Origin of the sequence: Haloarcula quadrata (assembly GCF_003634715.1) — an archaeon.
In the GTDB taxonomy this organism is placed as follows: Archaea; Halobacteriota; Halobacteria; order Halobacteriales; family Haloarculaceae; genus Haloarcula; species Haloarcula marismortui.
Genome location: NZ_RBWW01000002.1, coordinates 112,007 through 130,047 on the forward strand (window position 1 = coordinate 112,007; position 18,041 = coordinate 130,047).

Consider the following 18,041-nt stretch of genomic DNA (forward strand, 5'->3'; position numbering starts at 1 on the left):
ATTGCGTTCTTTCCCCAATGGCCCGCCTAAACGTGACTGAACTCAGGGGAAGTTTTTCACATGAGTAACAACGAGTGCGGGAGTCCACGTCCAGACATTGGCACTAATGAAGGGCTGGTTGTGAGTGCTTCTGGCGGGGAAATCGTTGAGACAACTGGGCTGGTCTCACGGGTGACCGGCTACTCAAAAGCAGAGTTGCTTGCGATGCCACTATCTGCCCTGTTCTGTGCCGCAGGTACGGATGATTCCGACAAGCAAGTTGGGACGGCGTTATCCGAGACGGACGGACGATCTTATGTAGTTCTTGAATGTGCCGACGGGACGCGGACAACCGTCGAACAGCATAGCTACACGGTTCGTATCGGGCCGCAAACATACGTCTGCACGACGCTTCGGCTGCCAGCGGCAGAACCTGAGTCGTTGACGCTGCCGGGAAAGGATGCGTTCCGACGACTGCATAAAGCTGCGATGGAGAGCGAGAGCGTTGCAGACACCGCACAGCGATTGCTGACGCTGGGATGTGACTACCTTGGAGCTGACGCCGGCGCGCTTGCACGCATCGACGATGCCACGTACACGGTTGAGTATACCAGCAGTGAATCCGCCGTGTACGAACCGGGGCAGTCAATGCCCCTCGGTGAGACTATCGCCAGTGAAGTAATCACTGGTGCCGTAACGGATCCTGCCACGTTTGTCGTGGGCGAAGGCCAGCACAGCTCTCTAGACGCGCACGGAGCGTACGCCGGCGCACCCGTGGCAGTCGGTGAAGATACCTACGGTGTCATTGAATTCACTGGTCTGGCGACACGCGAAGGTGCGTTTGGGCAGTCCGAACGGGAGTTTGTCGACTTCACTGCACAGTGGCTCGGGAGTAAAATCGAGCAGGAGAGACAGAGCAAACGGTTGGAACGGTGTGAAATGGCACTGGAAACTGTTGATGAGCCGGCCCACGCACTTGAAACCGACGCAGTTGATGACCTGTTATCTCATACCCGCGGCACGACTGCCAGCAAACAACGAGCCCGACTTTTTGACAGTGTGTTCAACCAGACCTATCAGTTCACTGTACTGCTCGAACCCGATGGAACGGTCATCGAGACCAACGATGCGACCCTCGAATTCGGTGGCTTCAACCGTGCAGATATGGTTGGGAAACCCTTCGCTGAAGCGCCATGGTGGAGTCACTCTGAAACCGTCCGTGACCGTGTCTGGGACGCTCTCAAGCGCGCGGCCGACGGTGAGTCTGCCCGCTACGAGACAGAAGTTCGGGACAGTCAGGAAGTCGGGACTATCGACTTCACCGTCAAGCCCGTGACCAACGAAGACGGGTGTGTAAATATGTTGGTGGTCGAGGGGCGGGACATCACAAAACAGAGCCGACATCGAGATCATCTACAGGTCATGCAGCGTGTGATGCGACATCATATGCGCAACGACCTGACGAAGCTCCGGGGGTTCACTGGAGCGCTGTACACCCTGCCTGATTCGGAAGCGCAGTCGAGATACTTCGAGCGCATTGAAGCGATTCTGGATAAGTGGACCGACATGACCGAAAAGACACGGCAGATTGGACAGGTGCTTGAAGAACAACGACACTCGCAAGCCACCACGGCGGTAGACGAACTCGTTGCCCACGCGACCGCCAGAGCTGACGAGTTCGTCGCCGAGACAAGAATCAGGAACGACCTGCCAGATGGTGTGACACCACACCTCCCGACTGTCATGCGCGAAGCGGTCAGTGAATTACTCGGAAACGCCGCCGATGCTACTCCCGACTCGAATGGACAGATTACAGTAACGCTCTCGCAAACCGCTGACGACTGGGTCGGTATTACCGTTGCAGACAACGGCTTTGGACTGCCGGATGCGGAAGCAAGCGTACTCAGGACGGGCGAAGAGACGCCACTAAACCACGGACAGGGGATCGGCCTCTGTATGGTGCGGATGATCGTCAAGCAGGTGGGCGGCGATGTCTCCGTTGATGTGACTCAGGGCGGGACCGAAGTGACACTGCACGTGCCGGCGAGCGAGAGTCTGCGAAAAAGAGGGTAAGTTGCTACCTGTATGTGAGGGTGTCATAGAACAGTTAACACACCAAAGAGCAGGGTGAATGCTGAGGTGGTATGGACTCAACGACCCTGCAAAATGATCCTTCGGTCGAGTCGTTCTTCAATGTCGTGGAGACAGAGACGCTTGCGTTGTTCGAGCACCTCTCCTTCGAGTTTCTCGAAGAGTTCGACGTGTTCGCCCCGACGGAGACGGGGCGAACACGAGAGCACGAGCCTCCAGAAATGATGCGTGGCTTCCTCCACTGCTATTACAAAGACATATACGGGATTCGTCCTGTTGCAAGAGAGCTGCACAACACGGTTGTCTGGCTTGGCTGTGGCTTTGATTCACCGCCGTCCAGAGATGCGGTTGATCGCTTTCTCACCGACCTCGAACATGTCGTCGACGACGTATTCGACCGGTTCGTCGAGCAGGCCGCCCGCCGCGGCCTGCTCGACTTGACCTACTGTATCGATTCAACCGACGTGAGGGCGATGCCCGCCGATCAAGACGCGTCGAAATGCTATGATCCAACCGACGACGAGTACTACTACGGCTACGGCTGCACGATCGTCTCGACCGGACAAAAGATCCCGATTGCGGCGGAGTTCACAGAGAGTAAGCAAGCGCCAGAAGAGACGGCGATGCGCGTCACACGTGACGCGCTCGCCGTCGCCACACCGATCTGGATGGTTGGTGACAGCGCCTACGACACACTCGACTGGCACGACCACCTGCTGGCTGCAGGGGTCGTGCCAGTCGCCCCGTACAACGCGCGAAACACCGACGACCCGAAAGACATCGAGTACAGGGTCGAAGACCGTATCGAACAACACGGCGAGGACGTTCAGCTGAAGCAGTCCACGTTGGATGAGACGTACAACCGACGTACGGGAGTCGAACGAACTAACGACTCAGTGAAGGACTGCGGCCTCGGGCGGACGCACGCCCGAGGCCGCGTTCACGCACGAGCACAAGTGTTCCTCGCTCTGTGCCTTCGTCTCGTCGTCGCAATCACCAACTACGAACGCGGAGACAATCCGGGAAGCACGATCATCACGGTGTGAGAAGAGTTCTATGACACCCTCACCTGTATGTCCTTTCGCTCTTGTGAAGCACGTTGTTGATTTTCAGAGGGCAGCATCAAGAGCATGTTTGAGCGCTTCGTCACCTGGTTTTCTGTAGAGTTCGCAGCGGAGCTGAAAGGCTCTGAGATACGGTGTTAGCTTGTCCTTTGACACTCCTCGATGGGGCGAGAGCCACCGTCGCGTCAGCGACGCGTGGCTCTCGCAACCGTTGACGTGTACTTCGCCATCAGCGTATTCACCGTCGCCGTGGACGACGTATTCGCGGGAGAATGCGTCGTCTTCTTCGAGCGGCTCGTACGCTCGAAATCCGTCCGTATAGACGGTCAGCGACTCCTCATCGTGGTCAGCAAGCAGGAGTCGAATAGTCGATTCACCAGCGGATTTCGCTGGCACGACGTATCGATCGTCCGAGCCACGATCGACCAGCGTGAACACCGGCGGTTTGTCGCCGTCGTACGAGCCTCGTCCACGCGTGGACAGGCCACGCGAGCGCGACTCCTGGTCGCGCTCGCGGCCTTTGAGACCGGCAGAGACGTACACTTCGTCGATTTCGACCGGTCCAGACAGTGTGATCGAAGGCGCGTCGAGCGCGCTGGCGAAGCGCTCGACGCGCCGTCTCACCGTTCTGTACGAAAGATCGAGCTCCGCCTCGATCTGGCGAATACTCGTGTTGAACCGTAAGAACACGTAGATCGTGAAGTACCACTCTTTCAGCGAGAGCTTCGAATGAGCGAAGATCGTGCCGGTCTTGTCGTTGAACGTCCGGCCGCAATTCTTACACAGATACCGCTGATACTCCCGATAGCTGCCGTTTCTGACCGCCAGGTCAGAACGGCAGCGGGGGCACTCGACGCCATCACGCCAGCGAACCTGCTGCAACAGGTCCGCTGCAGCCGATTCCGACACGAACCGGCTTATTGGGAACATATCGGGCACCGCTGGCGCGGTGCCCTTGCCCTCTTCGACTTTCAGCCGCAGCTCTCGCTATCAACAATCTCCTTCGCAAGAGCGATGTCCTTTTTATCTCCATATGACGGAAACAGGCCGACAAACGCACTGGACACCTGTGGTCACAAGTGCCGGCCAACAGAACGCAGGCTAGCCAGAGCAACTGTCACCGGCTGTCAGGCCCGATTGAGGGTTACTGTGAAGACGCTGCCATCCACGTCCGGCTCACTGACCCATTCGTCGCGGTCTGCAATCGTGACCGTCCCGTCGTACATCTCTACCAGCGTATCCACGAGATAGAGGCCGATTCCTGACCCCTGACTCTTTGCCCCCATCTCCCCACGACCAAATATCAGTCGATCACATCGGGTTAGAGGAAGCGTCTACTTGGGAAGAGTGTGGAAGCCACCCAAGCAGACAGCGAGATAGAAGAAGAGCACCTGCTTAATTTTGTCGTCAATAGTCTTGACGAGGAACTTTCATTAGATCTCGGCGAGAATGTCAAGGTCACGGCAGAGACGCTCTATGAGGTCCTCGCCGGCGCCAGCGCCGGCGGGACCTCGATCAATCACGTCTGCGAAACGACTGACGACTCACCACACGCTAATACCGTCCGTGGACATCTCACCGATCAGTTTGAACTGGATTCGGTTGAATCGGTTGGAGACACGCTGCTTCAACGAGATACGCTTGAGACACTTCCAGATCGACCGGTGGAGGTCTGCGCAGACCTCCACCTCGATCCCTACTACGGTGATGAGGACGAAACCGAGGCTCTGTACTCCTCACAGGCCAAGCGTGGAACAACGACGTTTCACGCCTATGCAACGCTCTACGTGCGCGTACGCAACAAGCGATACACGCTGGCGGTTCGCCAGCTCGTTGCTGGCGAAACCACCAGCGATGTCCTCGGTGAGTTTCTTGAACTCCTTGACGGCCTTGACCTCGGCGTCAAGGCCGTCTACCTTGATCGAGGTTTCTACAACAGCACCTGTCTCAAGCTGCTGTACGCGCACAATTACGCCTATGTGATGCCGATCGTCAAGTGGGGTGAGACGATTCAAAACAAACTCAGCAAAGGCTGGAGCCGCGAGATCGAACACGATCTCGCTGGCGAGGTGGAGTTCCCTGTGTTCATCGACTGCGTGTACCAGCAGGGACGGTACGACGAACACGGGGTGGCGCGTCACGGCTACGCCGCTGACGCGCCCTTTATCGACACGCCACGAGATGCACGAGATCACTACAGCAAGCGCTTCGGCATCGAATCAAGCTACCGATTAGCCAAGCAGAGCCTCGCTTTCACTAGTTCTCAGGATGCTGGACTACGGTTGGTAATGTTTGTAGTGAGCCTACTGCTTCAGAACAGCTGGCGATATCTCCACTGGAGGTACGTGGCGGCGCCCCGCCGTGGGGGGCGCCGCCTCTTGCAGTGGTCGTTCACGGAGTTTTGCGAAATGACGCTTCGCGCAGCTTGGACAGCACTTGGTGTCCGCAGGTCTGTTCCAGCGAATCAACCACTTGACGGCCGGTTCTTCCGGTAGCTGTCCATCGGGCCGGACGGCGGTCGTCAGTGGTGACACTGTCGCGTCGGCGGCAGTCCGCCGCCGACAGCGACGGTCCATCCCGAAAATCATGCTCACCAGCGGTTCGAAGATGCTCCACAGCTAGTTCGGTTTAGTTCACCGTAATCAAACGGGGTTACGCGGCTGTCGATGTGATCGACTGAATATCTCTGTCTTCTGGCTATCGGGCACACCCGGGCCGTTGTCAGCGACGGAGACCTCGACTGTATCCGGGCTGACGTCCACTTCGACTGTGATCTCGGGGCTTGACTTATTGTTGTGTGTGACAGCGTTGTTCAGTAAATTGCGGAACACGGACGAGAGCAGATTGGTTGCCGAAACCTGGAGCGTCTCGGATAGTTCGCCATTGACTGTGATGGTTGCCGCCGAGTGTGCGGACTGTGACTTCTCGATTTCGCTCTGCAGAACGGGTTTGAGCGCAACGGGATGGAGTTCTGGTTCCCTGTTCCCTTCGAGTATCTCCATGAAGTCACCGGCGGTTTCAGCGATGCCGGCAATGTGCTCGCTTGCATTCATAATCCGCTCAAGATGGTCCTGTCCGGCTGGTTCGACGTGTTCACGGAGCGCATCACCCCAGCCGAGAATGACTGTCAGGTCGTTTTTGATATCGTGGCGGATGACCTGATTGAGTAGAGCGAGTTCCTTGTTACGTCGTTCAAGCACCTGTTGCTGGCGTTCACGTTCGACAGCGTAGCTTAGTGTCCGCTGGAGGAGTTTCGGGTTGATGTCGCCCTTGACGAGAAAGTCTTGTGCGCCGCGTTCGACGGCCTCAATCCCGACGCTGTCGTCGTCAAGTCCAGTGAGGACGACAACGGGTTCGTCCCCGGCTGCTTCGAGCATCGTTTCGAGCGTCTCGAACCCGTTGCTGTCCGGCAGCCCAAGGTCCAGCAAGATAATATCAATCGATTCGTCCCGGGCATCGACCGCCGCAGACAACCGGTCGAAGTGCTGGATGGTCGGCACTGTTTGCTGCCCCGACCAGCCCGGCTCTTTGAGATACTCTTTGATGAGCCGCGCGTCGCTGGGATTGTCCTCCACGAGCAGGATATTGTATTGCTGTGTGTCAGTCATTGGTAGTTGAGCTACTGATTGGTGGCATCCAGAACCGCACTGCGGCGGTGATCATCTGGATAAATTCGTCGGGGTCGGTCGGCTTCGTCAAGTACGCGTTCGCGGACGACTCATACACACGGCGGATGTCGTCCGGGTTCTCCGAACTCGACACAGTGAGGATAGGCACAGCGTCTAATTCCGAATCTTTGCGGAGATATCGGAGGATTTCAAGCCCTGACTTGCCTGGTATATTGAGATCAAGCAATACTAATTGTACCGACTCTGCGGGGACGCCACCATCGCCGGTCAACTGTTCGATGGCATTTCGGCCGTTGTTGTATACGCGGAAGTCGATATCCCGGTCGACGGCAGCGACACCCTCTTCGATGAGTCGTACGTCGGCCGGGTTGTCCTCAACCGAGACGACAAGCGGCGTCGGCTCACTCATGTTCGTCACCTGCGGCGGGAAGTGTCACGAAGAACGTCGAGCCCTCGTCTGGTGCCGATTTGACCCGTATCTGGCCGGAATGTCGGTCAACGATCTTCCGGCACATCGAGAGCCCGATACCAGTCCCGCTGATTTCTTCGCGCGTGTGGAGTCGCTGGAACACTTCGAAGATATCGTCCAGTTGGCTCGGTTCCATTCCGATTCCGTCGTCGGACACCGCGTACTCGACGGTATCGTCGTCGGACCGGACGACAGAAATATCCACGTGTGGCGTTTCTTCGCTGTACTTGATCCCGTTCTCGACGAGGTTCTGGAACAACTGAACGAGCTGGTTCGTGTCGCCGACGACGTGGCCGCCTGCATCGGGGACGTTCACGACCGCGCCGGACTCTTCGATGTTCACCTCAAGGTTTCGAGCGACTGTGTCAAACACTGCATCCATATCGGTTGATTCGAACGCCTGCCCGCGAGTATCGACACGCGAGTAGGCCAGCAGTGCCTGTATCATCTCCCGCATCCGCTCGGCTCCGTCAACGGCGAAGTCGATGAACTCCAGCGCGTCGTCGTCCAGCACCTCCTCATTGCGTCGTTCGAGGAGCGTGAGGTAGCTCGAAACGGTCCGAAGCGGTTCCTGCAGGTCGTGGGAGGCCGCGTACGCGAACTGTTCGAGTTCTTCGTTGGACTGCTCCAGTCGCTCGCGAGTGTCTCGCAACACCTGCTCGCGCTCGGCCCGACTGAGTGCCGTTTCGACGGTCGCAGCGAGGATTTCGAACAGCCCGCGGTCGGTCTCGGAAAATGCCCGCTGTTCGGTGGACCCACTTATCAAAATCCCCTTATCGCCCAGCGGCACGAGGGTCTCGGAGCGTATCGGTGTGTCGTCGTTGAACCGTGCCTCCACTTCCTGTAGGTCGTCGTAGACCCGCACCTCGCCGCTCTCGAAGGTCTCCCAGGCCAGCGATCCCTCTCCATCGAACGTCGGCTGCGTGCCCAGTAGCGCCCCCGCTTCATCTGTTAGTCCCGCCGGAACGAGTGCGTCCTTCCCCTCATCGTACCACCAGATTCCCGTCATCGGCAGGCCGAGTACCCGCTTTGCACTCTCGATAGCGGTAGACGCGACTTCCGACGCGTCGCTGGCCGACAGGAGTCGCTGCGCGGTCTCGTTGAGTTCGCGGAGCTTCGTCTCGACGGCCTCACCGGCGAGTTCATACCGCACCCACTGGACAAGGAGTTCGACGAACGCGCGCTCGCTTTCATCGAACTGGTGGTCTCGGTTGTCGCGGTCAGCAAAGCAGAGTGTCCCATAGAGTTCGCCGTTGACGGTCACTTTCCCGCCGACATAGCAGCCCAGTCCAAACATTTCATACGCGACGTCGTCCGGCCAGTCCGCTTCGACCGCGTTCTGGATGGTGAGCGGTTCGTCCTGCTCGATAGTCCGCCGGCAGTACGCCTTCGACATCGGTGCGGACGCCCCGGCCTGTAGCTCTGAATGGGAACCCGACGCCTCAACAATATGCTGTGTCCCATCGTCGATACGGGTCAAGAAGCCATACGGCAGGTTGAGTCGCTCACAGCCCAGTTCGAGTATCGCGGCCAATTTGCCTTCGAACCCACGGTCTGTATCGGATGCGACTTCGGTCATTTCGCGCAGTGACTGCTCACTCTGCCGAAGAGACTGTTCGAGTCGCTTTCGGTCAGTGATATCGATAAGGTAGCCCAGATAGTGCGTTATCTCGCCGTCGCTACGGATGATCTTCGTGTTGTCCGTGACCCACTTCACCTCGCCGTCGGCCGTGACCATCCGGTATGGGTCGTGACTGAACCGTTCGGTCTCGGTGTCGGTGTTTGCTTGCACCTCCGCGGTGACCGTATCCATGTCCTCGTCGTGAATCAGCGTCTTGTACGGGATGTCACCCGACTCCAGCTCTTCCGGCGTGAAGCCAAACGTCTCGGTGACGTTCTCCGAGACGTATTCCACAGGCCAGTCGGGTTCGTTTTGCCACTTGAACACGACCGCGGGACCCTGTGCGAACATATCACGCTCTTCTTCGAGAGCGTTCTCGGACCGCTTCTGGTCAGTGATATCCAGGTGGATACCGACAGCACGGGTCGGCTGGCCGTCAGAATCACGTTCAACGACTTCGCCGACGTCCCGAATCCACTTCCACTCACCACTCGCTGTCCGCATCCGATGGTCACAGTCGTACAGTTCTGCCTCCCCAGCGATATGTGCCTCCAGCGCGTCCTCGACGCGGTCCATATCCACTGGATGGACGCGTTCTTCCCACGTTTCCAGCGTGTGGGCAATCTCATCCAACGAGAGGCCGAGCATCGACGCCCACTGCTCGTTGAACGTCACGGCATCCGTGGTCATGTCCCAGTCCCAGACACCGAGATTCGCGCCTTCGACGGCGAGGTCAAGTCGCTCTGTCAGCTCCTGCACGTCCTGCTCTCGCTCCTTTCGATCGGTGATGTTCTGAAAGATACCACGGGCCCCGACGACTTCGCCGTCGTCGAACTCGGGGTCGCCGACAGTCCGTACCCACTTGACCGCATCAGCCGCAGTGACGATGCGCAGTTCCTCGTCGTACGGTTCGCCTTCTTCGACCAGCCGATCGAACACCGCATTGAGTGTCGGCCTCTCCTCTGGATGGTAGTAGTCGATGCCGTCCTCGACAGTAACGTCGGCATCGAGCGGCAAGTCATGAATGCGATACACCTCGTCCGTCCACCGCAGCTCATCTGTCTGGAGGTCGATTTCCCAGCCGCCGACGGACGCGATATTCTGTGTTTTCTCGAGGAACTCGCGGTTACGGACCATCTCCCGCTCGCGGGCTTTTCTATCGCTGATATCACGGGAGATGGCGATAAACCGTACCTCCCCGTGGACCTCTGTTTTCGATATCCAGACCTCAACTGGGAAGATACTCCCGTTCTTACGACGGTGATTCCCCTCAACCCGGCGTGTTTCGCCAAGTGCCATGTCGCTCCACAGTGCACGAAGTTCCGTCCGGCTATGTCCGACCTCGAACTCGGCGACATTCACCCCGCACAACTCTTCGTAGCCGAGCTGGTCGATCTGAGTGGTGTTCGTGTCGATAATCTCGCCGTTCTCGTCGTGGACAATAATGCCATCGGGCGACTCGTCGAACAGCGCCCGGAGCCGTGCCCGCTTGCGCTCTAGTTCCTGTTCGCGTGCTTTCTGTGCCGTGACATCACGGGCAACGACTGCTGCCCGTTGTTCGCCGGCGGAGGTGAACGGTGAGAACAGACACTCCAGAATGTACTCCCCGGTCGGTAGTTGCAGCGGTACTTCACACCGCTCATTGACCTGTTCCCCATCGAGCGTTCGCTCTAATGTGTCGTTGAACGTTTTGTAATCAGCCTTGTCGGTAACCAAGCCGTCGAACAGTTCCATTATATCCTGTCCGAGAACCGAACGTGGCTCGACATCTCCCAACGAGAGCGTTCTTTCGTTTGCGTAGGCGAGTCGCCACTCATCATCAACGATGAACGCTGCCTCGTTCATGTTTTCGATGAGCGCCTCGTACTGTTCGAGTACGTTCTCTCTGGCTTTCTGCTCCGTGATGTCACGGTTCGTACAGATGAGTTTGCCATCGTCGAGCAGCGAGAGCGCTAGTTCCTGGGTGACCGGCGACCCATCGCGTTGCCGTCCGACCGTCTCGCCGCGCCACTGACCGTGCTCTTCCAGTTCCGGAAACACCTCCTGTCTGATTCGCTCGACTTCCTCGTCGCTGTACAACCGTCGCCACGAACTCCCGATGAGGTCGTCAGGGTCATATCCGAACACCGCCGCGTGCGCCTCGTTCATGTAGATGTACTCACCGTCGTCGTCGAGGACGGAGATGCCGTCCATCGATGCCTCCATCGCGGCCGACTGCATCTCCAGCTCGGCCTCGCGCTGTTTGAGTTCCGTGATGTCCGTTGAGACGCCCAGCACGGCGTCGCCGGGTATATCGACCGGGTCGTAGGGGATTTTCCTCGTCGATAAAATCCGCTCTATTCCATCAGTGGTCGTCAGCGACTCTTCGGAAATGTGCTTTGGCTCCCCGGAGTCGATGACGGCCCGATCGTCAGCCCGAAACTGTTCGGCCTCCGCCTCGCTGTCGGCGAACTCGGCGTCGGTTGCCCCCTCCAGTTCGTCGACCGTGGTCCCGTACGCGTCGGCGACAGCTTCGTTTGCCAGCAGGAACGTTCCCGATTCATCCTTTGCGAACACCAGCTGTGGGAGCATATCGATTATCTGCCGCAACCGCCGCTTACTCTGCTCGAGTTGCGCCTCCAGCTGTTTCTGTTCGGTAATATCCGTCGCCACGACGAGGGCCCGCCTCTCTCCGGACGCGATCTCGATTGGGACGATGTCGGTCTGGACGGTGTGCGAGCTTCCGTCTGCCTCGACTAATCGGTCCTCCTCGATGTGGACCGACTCACCGTTCTCAATGACCGCTGCATCGTCTGATTTGAAGTCTCGCTGTTCGTCCGAGAGCGCGAATTCGTCATGGGTTGCGCCCTCAAGCCTCTCGACGACGACGCCGTGGGCCGCTGCCGCGGCCTTGTTTGCGAGCGTGTAAGTGCCGTCGGCGTCCTTCACAAATACCTGCTGCGGGATGGTGTCGATTATCTGTCGCAACCGTTCGCGTTCGGCGTTCGCTCGCTTCTGATTTCGCCGTCTGCTGATCTCTTTGCCCGCCCACTGTGCAACGATGCGGACGAACGTTTCCTCACTCTCTGAGAACGCCGACGCCCGACTACCTCCGTCCGTGAAGCTGAGGACTCCGTACTGCTTGTCGTCGACGGTGACTGAGACGCCGAGATACGCCGCTATCTCCCCCGATTCGGCGGCACGGTGCTCTGTGAACTCTGCCTCCTTCACGTCGTGGAACCCAAACGGTTTGCCGGTCGTCGCGACGCGCTCATCGAACGTCGTGTCGAGGGGGCGTCGCTCAGTGGCTGTTGCCGTTTCCCCAGCGGTGAATACGTGACGGGGAATCCGCGTCTGCCCGTCTATCTCAGCTATCACACCAGTTTCAACATCGAGATAGTCGACCGCAAGCTTGAGCACTGCCGCCGCCTGCGTCGCGAACGGTTTCTTCTCGTCAGTCGTTATATCGTGAAACTGCTTGAGCGCGCGATTGCGCTGCTCGATGCTGCGCTTGTAGTTGAGTTGGCTCGTCACGTCCCGGACCGTCGCGAAGAACGCGAACGACCCATCCGCCTCTCTTTTGAGCGGCGTTCCGACTGTTTCTCCTTCGAACGTTGTCCCGTCCGCCCGCTCGTATTCGACGACGTATCGGTCGCGGCGCTGCGGGGCTTGCTCGTTGAACCGTTTGTCACCCTGGCGCTCGAACGTCTCGGGATCAGCGTACAGCAACTGTGACTTCTCGCCGATGACCTCGGACGCGTCGTACCCGAATAGCCGCTCCGCCGCGGGATTGAAATCAGTGATTCGGCGGTCGGTGTCGGCAACGATGATAGCGTCCTCCGTCTCGTGGAACACGGACTCGAACAGCTGTTGACTGCGCTGGAGTTCGAGTTTTCGCTCGCGTTCCGCTGTCAGTTCGCGGAGGCACACGGTCAGCCCATCATTCGACGGGTATGCATGCACTACGAATCGGGTGTCACGGGGGCCAAACACCATCTCGAAGTGACAGGGCTCCTGTGTCTCGACCGCGTTGTGACACGCGTCAAACGCGGCCGAGTCGGCACTGTCCGGAAACACCTCCCAGAGCGACTCCCCGAGAAGTGTCGCCGGGTCGCGGTCGACAAGCGCAGCCGTCTGCTGATTGATGTAAGTGAACTGCCAGTCAGTATCGAGCGCAAAAACCGCCTCGTCGATGCGGCCGAAGACAGTTTCAGGTGTTGTTTCTTGCGCGATATTGTCAGTGCTCATTGTGTGTTGTTTGCCCGTAGTTGTTCGAGTGCTGTTTCAGCGGCTTTTGAGGGGTTCTCGATATCGTGCTCGAGCGTCTCGAGGCGCTTCTGGTAGCGGGTGTACGCGTCGTCGGCTGCCAGCTCGTCACCCGGCACTTCCGCCTCCAACAGCGCTAGCTTCGACCGGAGTGCCAGCAACTCCCTGACTTGCTCGTCGTACTCGGCTCGCTCGATAAGGTTCGCCACGGCCGACTGTAACTCATCTTTCAGCACCGGCTTGGTGAGATACTCGTCGAACCCCATCTCGAGGATTTCGACTTCTGGGTCTTCGGCAGTGGCCATAACCACGCGAGTGTCGTAGCGCTGCGAACGGATCCAGTCGAGCACTTCATCACCCGTCAGTCCCGGCATCCGTCGGTCAAGGACGACGACATCCACGTCCGTGTCGAGTTGGTCTAGCGTTTCCTTTCCATCTCGTGCTGTCCGGACAGTGTACTCGTCTTCCAGCCACGTCTCATGCATGGTGATGACACGCGTATCGTCGTCAGCTATCAAGACAACGCGTTCTTCATCGTTACTGTCAAGATGTGTCTCGCCCCAGTCCGCGAGCGACTGAATGACTCCCTCCAATTCATCCCCACGTTCGGTTAGCGTATACTCAACGCGGAGGGGTTGCTGGCTGACCTCGGTCCGGTCGATGATATCGTGTTCCTGAAGCTCAGATAACGCGTCGGTTAGGACCTTCGCGGAGACACCGTCCAGTCGGTCCTCGAGGTCGCTGTAGCCCAGTCCATCGCTCGTCGCCAGACAGCGGATGATGGCCGGATGCCACTTCTTTGAGACGAGAGACACGCTCTGCTGGAGAGATTCGGGTAAGAGCGGACTTTCAGCGTCCGAAAAGACATCAGTCATACGATATTGTTGCACTGTCGGAATATAACGACTGTGGCGGTAGCGACACCTGGCTGAACCAGAATGCGGCGAACTCCTGAATGGCATCGGCGTAGGTCTCAATGTCGCTGGCACCCGAGATATGTCCGTTCACGCCGTGCTCGTACGCACTCTGTATGCGCTCTTTCGCCTCGTCTGGGGCCACTGTGTGATTGACAAGCGCAATAGCTGGAAGCGTCTGCAGTCGGGGGCTCGCCCGTATCGCGTTGAGCACGGTTAGCCCGTCGGCCGGGGCCGTCGTGAAGTCGATAGCGACGAGACAGGAGGACGCCACAGTGGTCTCGTCCTCACACATTGTCGTCAGGCGGTCGATTACTGTGCGGACATCTGCTGCAATGTCCATTGAGATGTCTTCGCGCTTGAGCCCACAAGAGATCACTCTGGCATCCATTGGGGTTGCACCGACGAGCAGGACACTCGCATGGTTGTCCCCGGAATCTGTGTTGCCCTGCATCACTCCGTGCCTCGGTATATGCTCCTCTCTTGTCTCCAACAGTGCATGCCAAACTGTTGCTGTAGCGTGTAAAGAGCGTGCGCTAACCAAAGGCTAAGCTAGTAACTAACTTCTGGGTAAGTGCAATGGCTCCCGCTGGATGTCGATGGCATTGACTCGAGCGAAATGCAGCCTCACTTCGCTGTCGCCTCCCACGACAGTAAACACAATTCACAGCGACGTGAAGAGTAATTTCTCCGAGACTGCGGCAGACCGACTGCAGTGCGAGGGGACGCCATCACAATCGGCCAGGCTGTATTAAGCGGTTGCTGGTCGGCGTCGGCAGCCTCACCACTCAGCGATGCTCTCCGTTTCAGACACGTACATCGGAGAACGGACTGCTGGGAAGCGCTCTCTACCCAGATTTCACGACGCGCCGAGATTTTCGCGTGAGCCACTAGACAGCCGTTTTCGGGGCACACTTTTTCAGCATCGCAAGACTGCTCTACTGTCCGTATCCCCACTCTTCGAGAATGTCGGCGAGGTCAACAACCTGCGCTAAACCGATAATGACCGCGGCTTCCCGAAGGTCAGCCTTCTGTACTATTTCACCGAGTTCCGACTCAACAGCTGACTGAGTCTGGCGCTAGGCATTCAGTATCGACTGCTGGAGGTGGAAACCAATATAGGGCGTCCGACCACGGCGTAGCAGCAGTAGATTTAGATAACGGCCAGAGAAACCAGCGTTTGATGCCTATCTCGCTGGTAACGTGGCTCCGTCTGTTCGGTGGTGTCGCCTTACTTCTGGGAAACAGCTTCTTTGTCACGACCGAGTTCGCGATGACCCGCGTCAGGCAATTTGAGGAGGACGCGTTTCTCGGCAACGGACGTGGACTTGAACGCGCCTGGAACATGACCAAGCGGCTGGAGATATTCCTCACAGGCTGTCAGGTCGGAATCACCATCTGTAGTGTCGGGCTGGGAGTTGTCGCTGAGCCGGCTATCACAGCAGTGCTGGAGCCCCTGCTGGGCGCGGTTGGCGTCACCGGCGGCGGACACACGACGCTGTCCGTGCTCCTCGCGCTGGTAGTGGTCAATCTCATGCACGTTATCATCGGCGAGCAGGCACCGACGTATCTGGGAATCGAGCGTGCCAAGCTCGTCGCCGGATACGGCTCGGGCCCGCTGTACGTCTGGACAAAACTCATGTATCCGGTAATCATCGCAGCGGACTGGGTGGCCAAGGCGCTGCTGGGCCTCTTCGGCGTCAAAATCTCCCGTTCGTGGACTGAATCAGAAGCCGAAAGCGCTCCCGCAACCACTCGCGCCGAACTGCGCAGCGAGATGGGTGAGTCACTCAGCCGACTCGATATCTCCAAAGAGCGACGAAGTGAAGTTATCAATGCCCTCGATATCGGCGCAACGCCAGTCAGTGAGATCATGGTTGATCACAGTGACATCGTCGCGCTCTCGACGACTGACGACTTCGAGACGAACATGGACCGGATCGACGGGATGCCATACGTCCGCTTTCCGTTGATCAAAGACTCAGTGGACTCGTTCATCGGTGTCGTCTACGCCCCGACAGTGTTGCACAACTACGAAATGCTGGATTCGGGGGCGACAACCCTCGAAGACCTGGTAACCTCGCCGCTGACTGTCGCTGCTGAAACAACTATCAGTGACTTCATCGACCGGTGTCAGGCCGAAAATCAGGAACTCGCCCTCGTGGTCGCAGATGACGATGTCGTTGGTCTTCTCACCGCGACAGACGCGTTCGAGGCGATCACCGGTGAACTCGAAGACCCGATGGATCGCGCAGCCGAGTGACTATCGGCACAGAACACATCAGCACAGCGCTGTTGTCAGACCCATTCACCGGCCTTCAGGCGAGCCGTTAACTGGATGCTCTTGAGAAGTCCGCGCGGACGACACCGCCTGAATTCGGCTCGCCCTCCCATGTTGATACTCCATTCCCCGGACAGCCGTGGTGGGTATCTGTTGGTCTGCCTGTCCAAACAGCAATGCTGCCCCGGCGGGGAGTTCGTCTGCGACGAAGTCGATGAGATCGCCGTCTGGTTCGACTCGGGCGATATCAAGACCGTGAAACGTGAGTTCTGTCAGCATTTGGATGTCGGAAACGGGATGGTTCAACGGGCTGTGTTGAATCGCCATAAGGCGGTGGAATTCACTGTTTGACGGCACGTTTGATGTTATAGACGACACACATCAGGGCGATTTCTCGGAACTCACGAAACCAGGAACGCGCTCGCACGGCGAAGCCGAGCGAGCGCTTCACGGCCGAATTAACGGTCTCAGTCATAGAGCGCTGATTGTAGCGTTGTTTGTCGATTCTGGCGTTGTGAGCGTGGTCGTAGGGAGCGAAGATGCGGTGCTTGATGAGCGGTCTGATGCCGAGTTCACGCAGTGCTTTACGGAGCGCTTGCTTGTCGTAGCCTTTATCGGCCGCTAGAGACCGCAGATCGCCCGCGTTCCGGCGGACGATCTGCTCAGCGAGGTCTGCGTCGCTTCCTTCCCGAGTCGTTGAGCAGTGTACGTCAAGGATTGCTTGGGTCTCTGTATCGACGAGTTTCGTGACTTTCAGCTTCTGGACGCGGTAGCTTATGCGCTGGCAGTAGTGACGGCTCGCTGCTGAGCGTTCGTAGAATGTAGCGTCGATAGCAGCGTGTTTCGATGGGTCGTGCAGCTGCGCCGACTGGCGCAGCAACACTCGGCAGACGCTCATTTCGATTCGGTCGAACGCTTTACACAACGTAGATGGAGAGGGGAGATCGGCCGCGCTGAGGCCGATCTCCCCGATTATTTGTGGCATCTCTTTGAGCAGGTCAATCGTCATCCGGTAGGATGTATCAAGATAGATCCGCAGACAATGCAGGGAAACGATGGCATAGTCGGCGAATCCGCCGCCGCCTTCCGGGGCGGCGGATTCGTCTCCATCACCGGTAACAACTTGAGCAATCGGCACAATCTCACCAGTGAAGCGGGAGATTTGTGTCATAGGCAACCGAATCATCCCGCTTCAACTCCTTTGATTTAGCGACCTATCCCGACGCCGTCTAGTGATTCAACAGAGCCGTTCAACGCGAAGACGATTGCACAGCGGTGGGAGTAGGCGAGATTTTGTCGAGATGTGTTCCACCGAGCATACCAACGTCCGAGACGAGAGACCGAAATTTGATCGTGGTTTAGTCGTACGGCGGGCGGGTTTATTGTGACAGGCTGTGTACCATCTCCCGTATGCCCGAAGAAGTTCTGTTCAAGTCAGAAAGTAACCAGAGTCGAGAGGCGATTGCATCGTACCTCCGGAAAGTCGCGGACAATCTCGACAGCGGAAACGATATTACCCTGAAAGCAGGCTCTGAGACTGTAACGCTGGCTCCCCCTGCCCGACCAACCTTTGAAGTCAAAGCTGAACGTGAAGGTCCAGCAGGAAACATGACTGAACTGAGTGTCGAGTTCGAACTCGAATGGGACGAGACTGATGGCGAGGACGGCGGCGGAAGTGGGCAGCTAGAAATCGAGTGAGAACTCCGCACACGCTGGGGCGTTGTCTGTCATTTCTGACTGACACAGGA

14 protein-coding genes are annotated in these 18,041 nt (G+C 57.9%); 5 read left to right on the forward strand and 9 right to left on the reverse strand.

Going from position 1 to position 18,041, the window contains the following annotated elements; genetic code table 11:
- The first annotated feature begins 60 nt into the window (after positions 1-60).
- Both BDK61_RS17760 and BDK61_RS17765 read left to right on the forward strand, forming a co-directional pair.
- Positions 61-2,052 (forward strand): GAF domain-containing sensor histidine kinase, encoded by a 1,992-nt coding sequence (locus tag BDK61_RS17760; RefSeq protein WP_121304013.1) that lies wholly within the window; start codon positions 61-63, stop codon positions 2,050-2,052.
- Positions 2,053-2,123: 71 nt separating this feature from the next.
- A complete protein-coding gene (locus BDK61_RS17765; RefSeq protein ID WP_121303151.1) occupies positions 2,124-3,116 on the forward strand; it encodes a transposase in 993 nt (330 codons plus the stop codon).
- A 63-nt stretch (positions 3,117-3,179) separates the two neighbouring features.
- Here BDK61_RS17765 and BDK61_RS17770 read toward each other — a convergent pair whose 3' ends face one another.
- Both BDK61_RS17770 and BDK61_RS17775 read right to left on the reverse strand, forming a co-directional pair.
- A complete protein-coding gene (locus tag BDK61_RS17770) occupies positions 3,180-4,064 on the reverse strand; it encodes an IS1595-like element ISHja1 family transposase (protein ID WP_121302041.1) in 885 nt (294 codons plus the stop codon).
- A gap of 197 nt (positions 4,065-4,261) precedes the next feature.
- Positions 4,262-4,420, reverse strand: coding sequence for a hypothetical protein (locus tag BDK61_RS17775; RefSeq protein WP_244209874.1), 159 nt, complete (start codon positions 4,418-4,420; stop codon positions 4,262-4,264).
- A 63-nt stretch (positions 4,421-4,483) separates the two neighbouring features.
- Here BDK61_RS17775 and BDK61_RS17780 point away from each other — a divergent pair, with 63 nt between their 5' ends.
- Positions 4,484-5,629, forward strand: coding sequence for an ISH3 family transposase (locus tag BDK61_RS17780; RefSeq protein ID WP_121302812.1), 1,146 nt, complete (start codon positions 4,484-4,486; stop codon positions 5,627-5,629).
- 147 nt (positions 5,630-5,776) lie between these two features.
- Here BDK61_RS17780 and BDK61_RS17790 read toward each other — a convergent pair whose 3' ends face one another.
- The 5 genes from BDK61_RS17790 to BDK61_RS17810 are packed head-to-tail and all read right to left on the reverse strand — an operon-like array spanning position 5,777 to position 14,466.
- Positions 5,777-6,742: an ATP-binding response regulator gene (locus BDK61_RS17790; RefSeq protein WP_244209875.1), complete on the reverse strand. Its 966-nt coding sequence runs from the start codon at positions 6,740-6,742 to the stop codon at positions 5,777-5,779.
- Positions 6,735-7,172, reverse strand: a complete 438-nt coding sequence (locus BDK61_RS17795) for a response regulator (RefSeq protein WP_004966630.1) — start codon at positions 7,170-7,172, stop codon at positions 6,735-6,737. The genes BDK61_RS17790 and BDK61_RS17795 overlap by 8 nt, the downstream gene beginning before the upstream one ends.
- Complete coding sequence (locus BDK61_RS17800; protein ID WP_121304014.1) at positions 7,165-13,080, reverse strand: PAS domain S-box protein; 5,916 nt, start codon at positions 13,078-13,080, stop codon at positions 7,165-7,167. The genes BDK61_RS17795 and BDK61_RS17800 overlap by 8 nt, the downstream gene beginning before the upstream one ends.
- Positions 13,077-13,973 carry a winged helix-turn-helix transcriptional regulator gene (locus BDK61_RS17805; protein WP_121304015.1) on the reverse strand — a complete coding sequence of 299 codons (897 nt, stop codon included), beginning with the start codon at positions 13,971-13,973 and terminating at the stop codon, positions 13,077-13,079. Before BDK61_RS17805 ends, BDK61_RS17800 begins: the two co-directional genes overlap by 4 nt.
- Complete coding sequence (locus BDK61_RS17810) at positions 13,966-14,466, reverse strand: response regulator (RefSeq protein ID WP_011224893.1); 501 nt, start codon at positions 14,464-14,466, stop codon at positions 13,966-13,968. Before BDK61_RS17810 ends, BDK61_RS17805 begins: the two co-directional genes overlap by 8 nt.
- A gap of 729 nt (positions 14,467-15,195) precedes the next feature.
- Here BDK61_RS17810 and BDK61_RS17815 point away from each other — a divergent pair.
- Positions 15,196-16,275: a CNNM domain-containing protein gene (locus BDK61_RS17815; RefSeq protein WP_121304016.1), complete on the forward strand. Its 1,080-nt coding sequence runs from the start codon at positions 15,196-15,198 to the stop codon at positions 16,273-16,275.
- 45 nt (positions 16,276-16,320) lie between these two features.
- Here BDK61_RS17815 and BDK61_RS17820 read toward each other — a convergent pair whose 3' ends face one another.
- Together BDK61_RS17820 and BDK61_RS17825 are read right to left on the reverse strand one after the other, a co-directional pair.
- On the reverse strand, positions 16,321-16,572 hold the full coding sequence (locus BDK61_RS17820) for a hypothetical protein (protein WP_244209876.1): 252 nt from the start codon (positions 16,570-16,572) through the stop codon (positions 16,321-16,323).
- 61 nt (positions 16,573-16,633) lie between these two features.
- A complete protein-coding gene (locus tag BDK61_RS17825; protein WP_121303441.1) occupies positions 16,634-17,464 on the reverse strand; it encodes an IS5 family transposase in 831 nt (276 codons plus the stop codon).
- A gap of 239 nt (positions 17,465-17,703) precedes the next feature.
- On the opposite strand from BDK61_RS17825, the gene BDK61_RS17830 reads away from it, so the two are divergent.
- Positions 17,704-17,991: an amphi-Trp domain-containing protein gene (locus BDK61_RS17830; protein ID WP_004966636.1), complete on the forward strand. Its 288-nt coding sequence runs from the start codon at positions 17,704-17,706 to the stop codon at positions 17,989-17,991.
- Positions 17,992-18,041 lie beyond the last annotated feature (50 nt).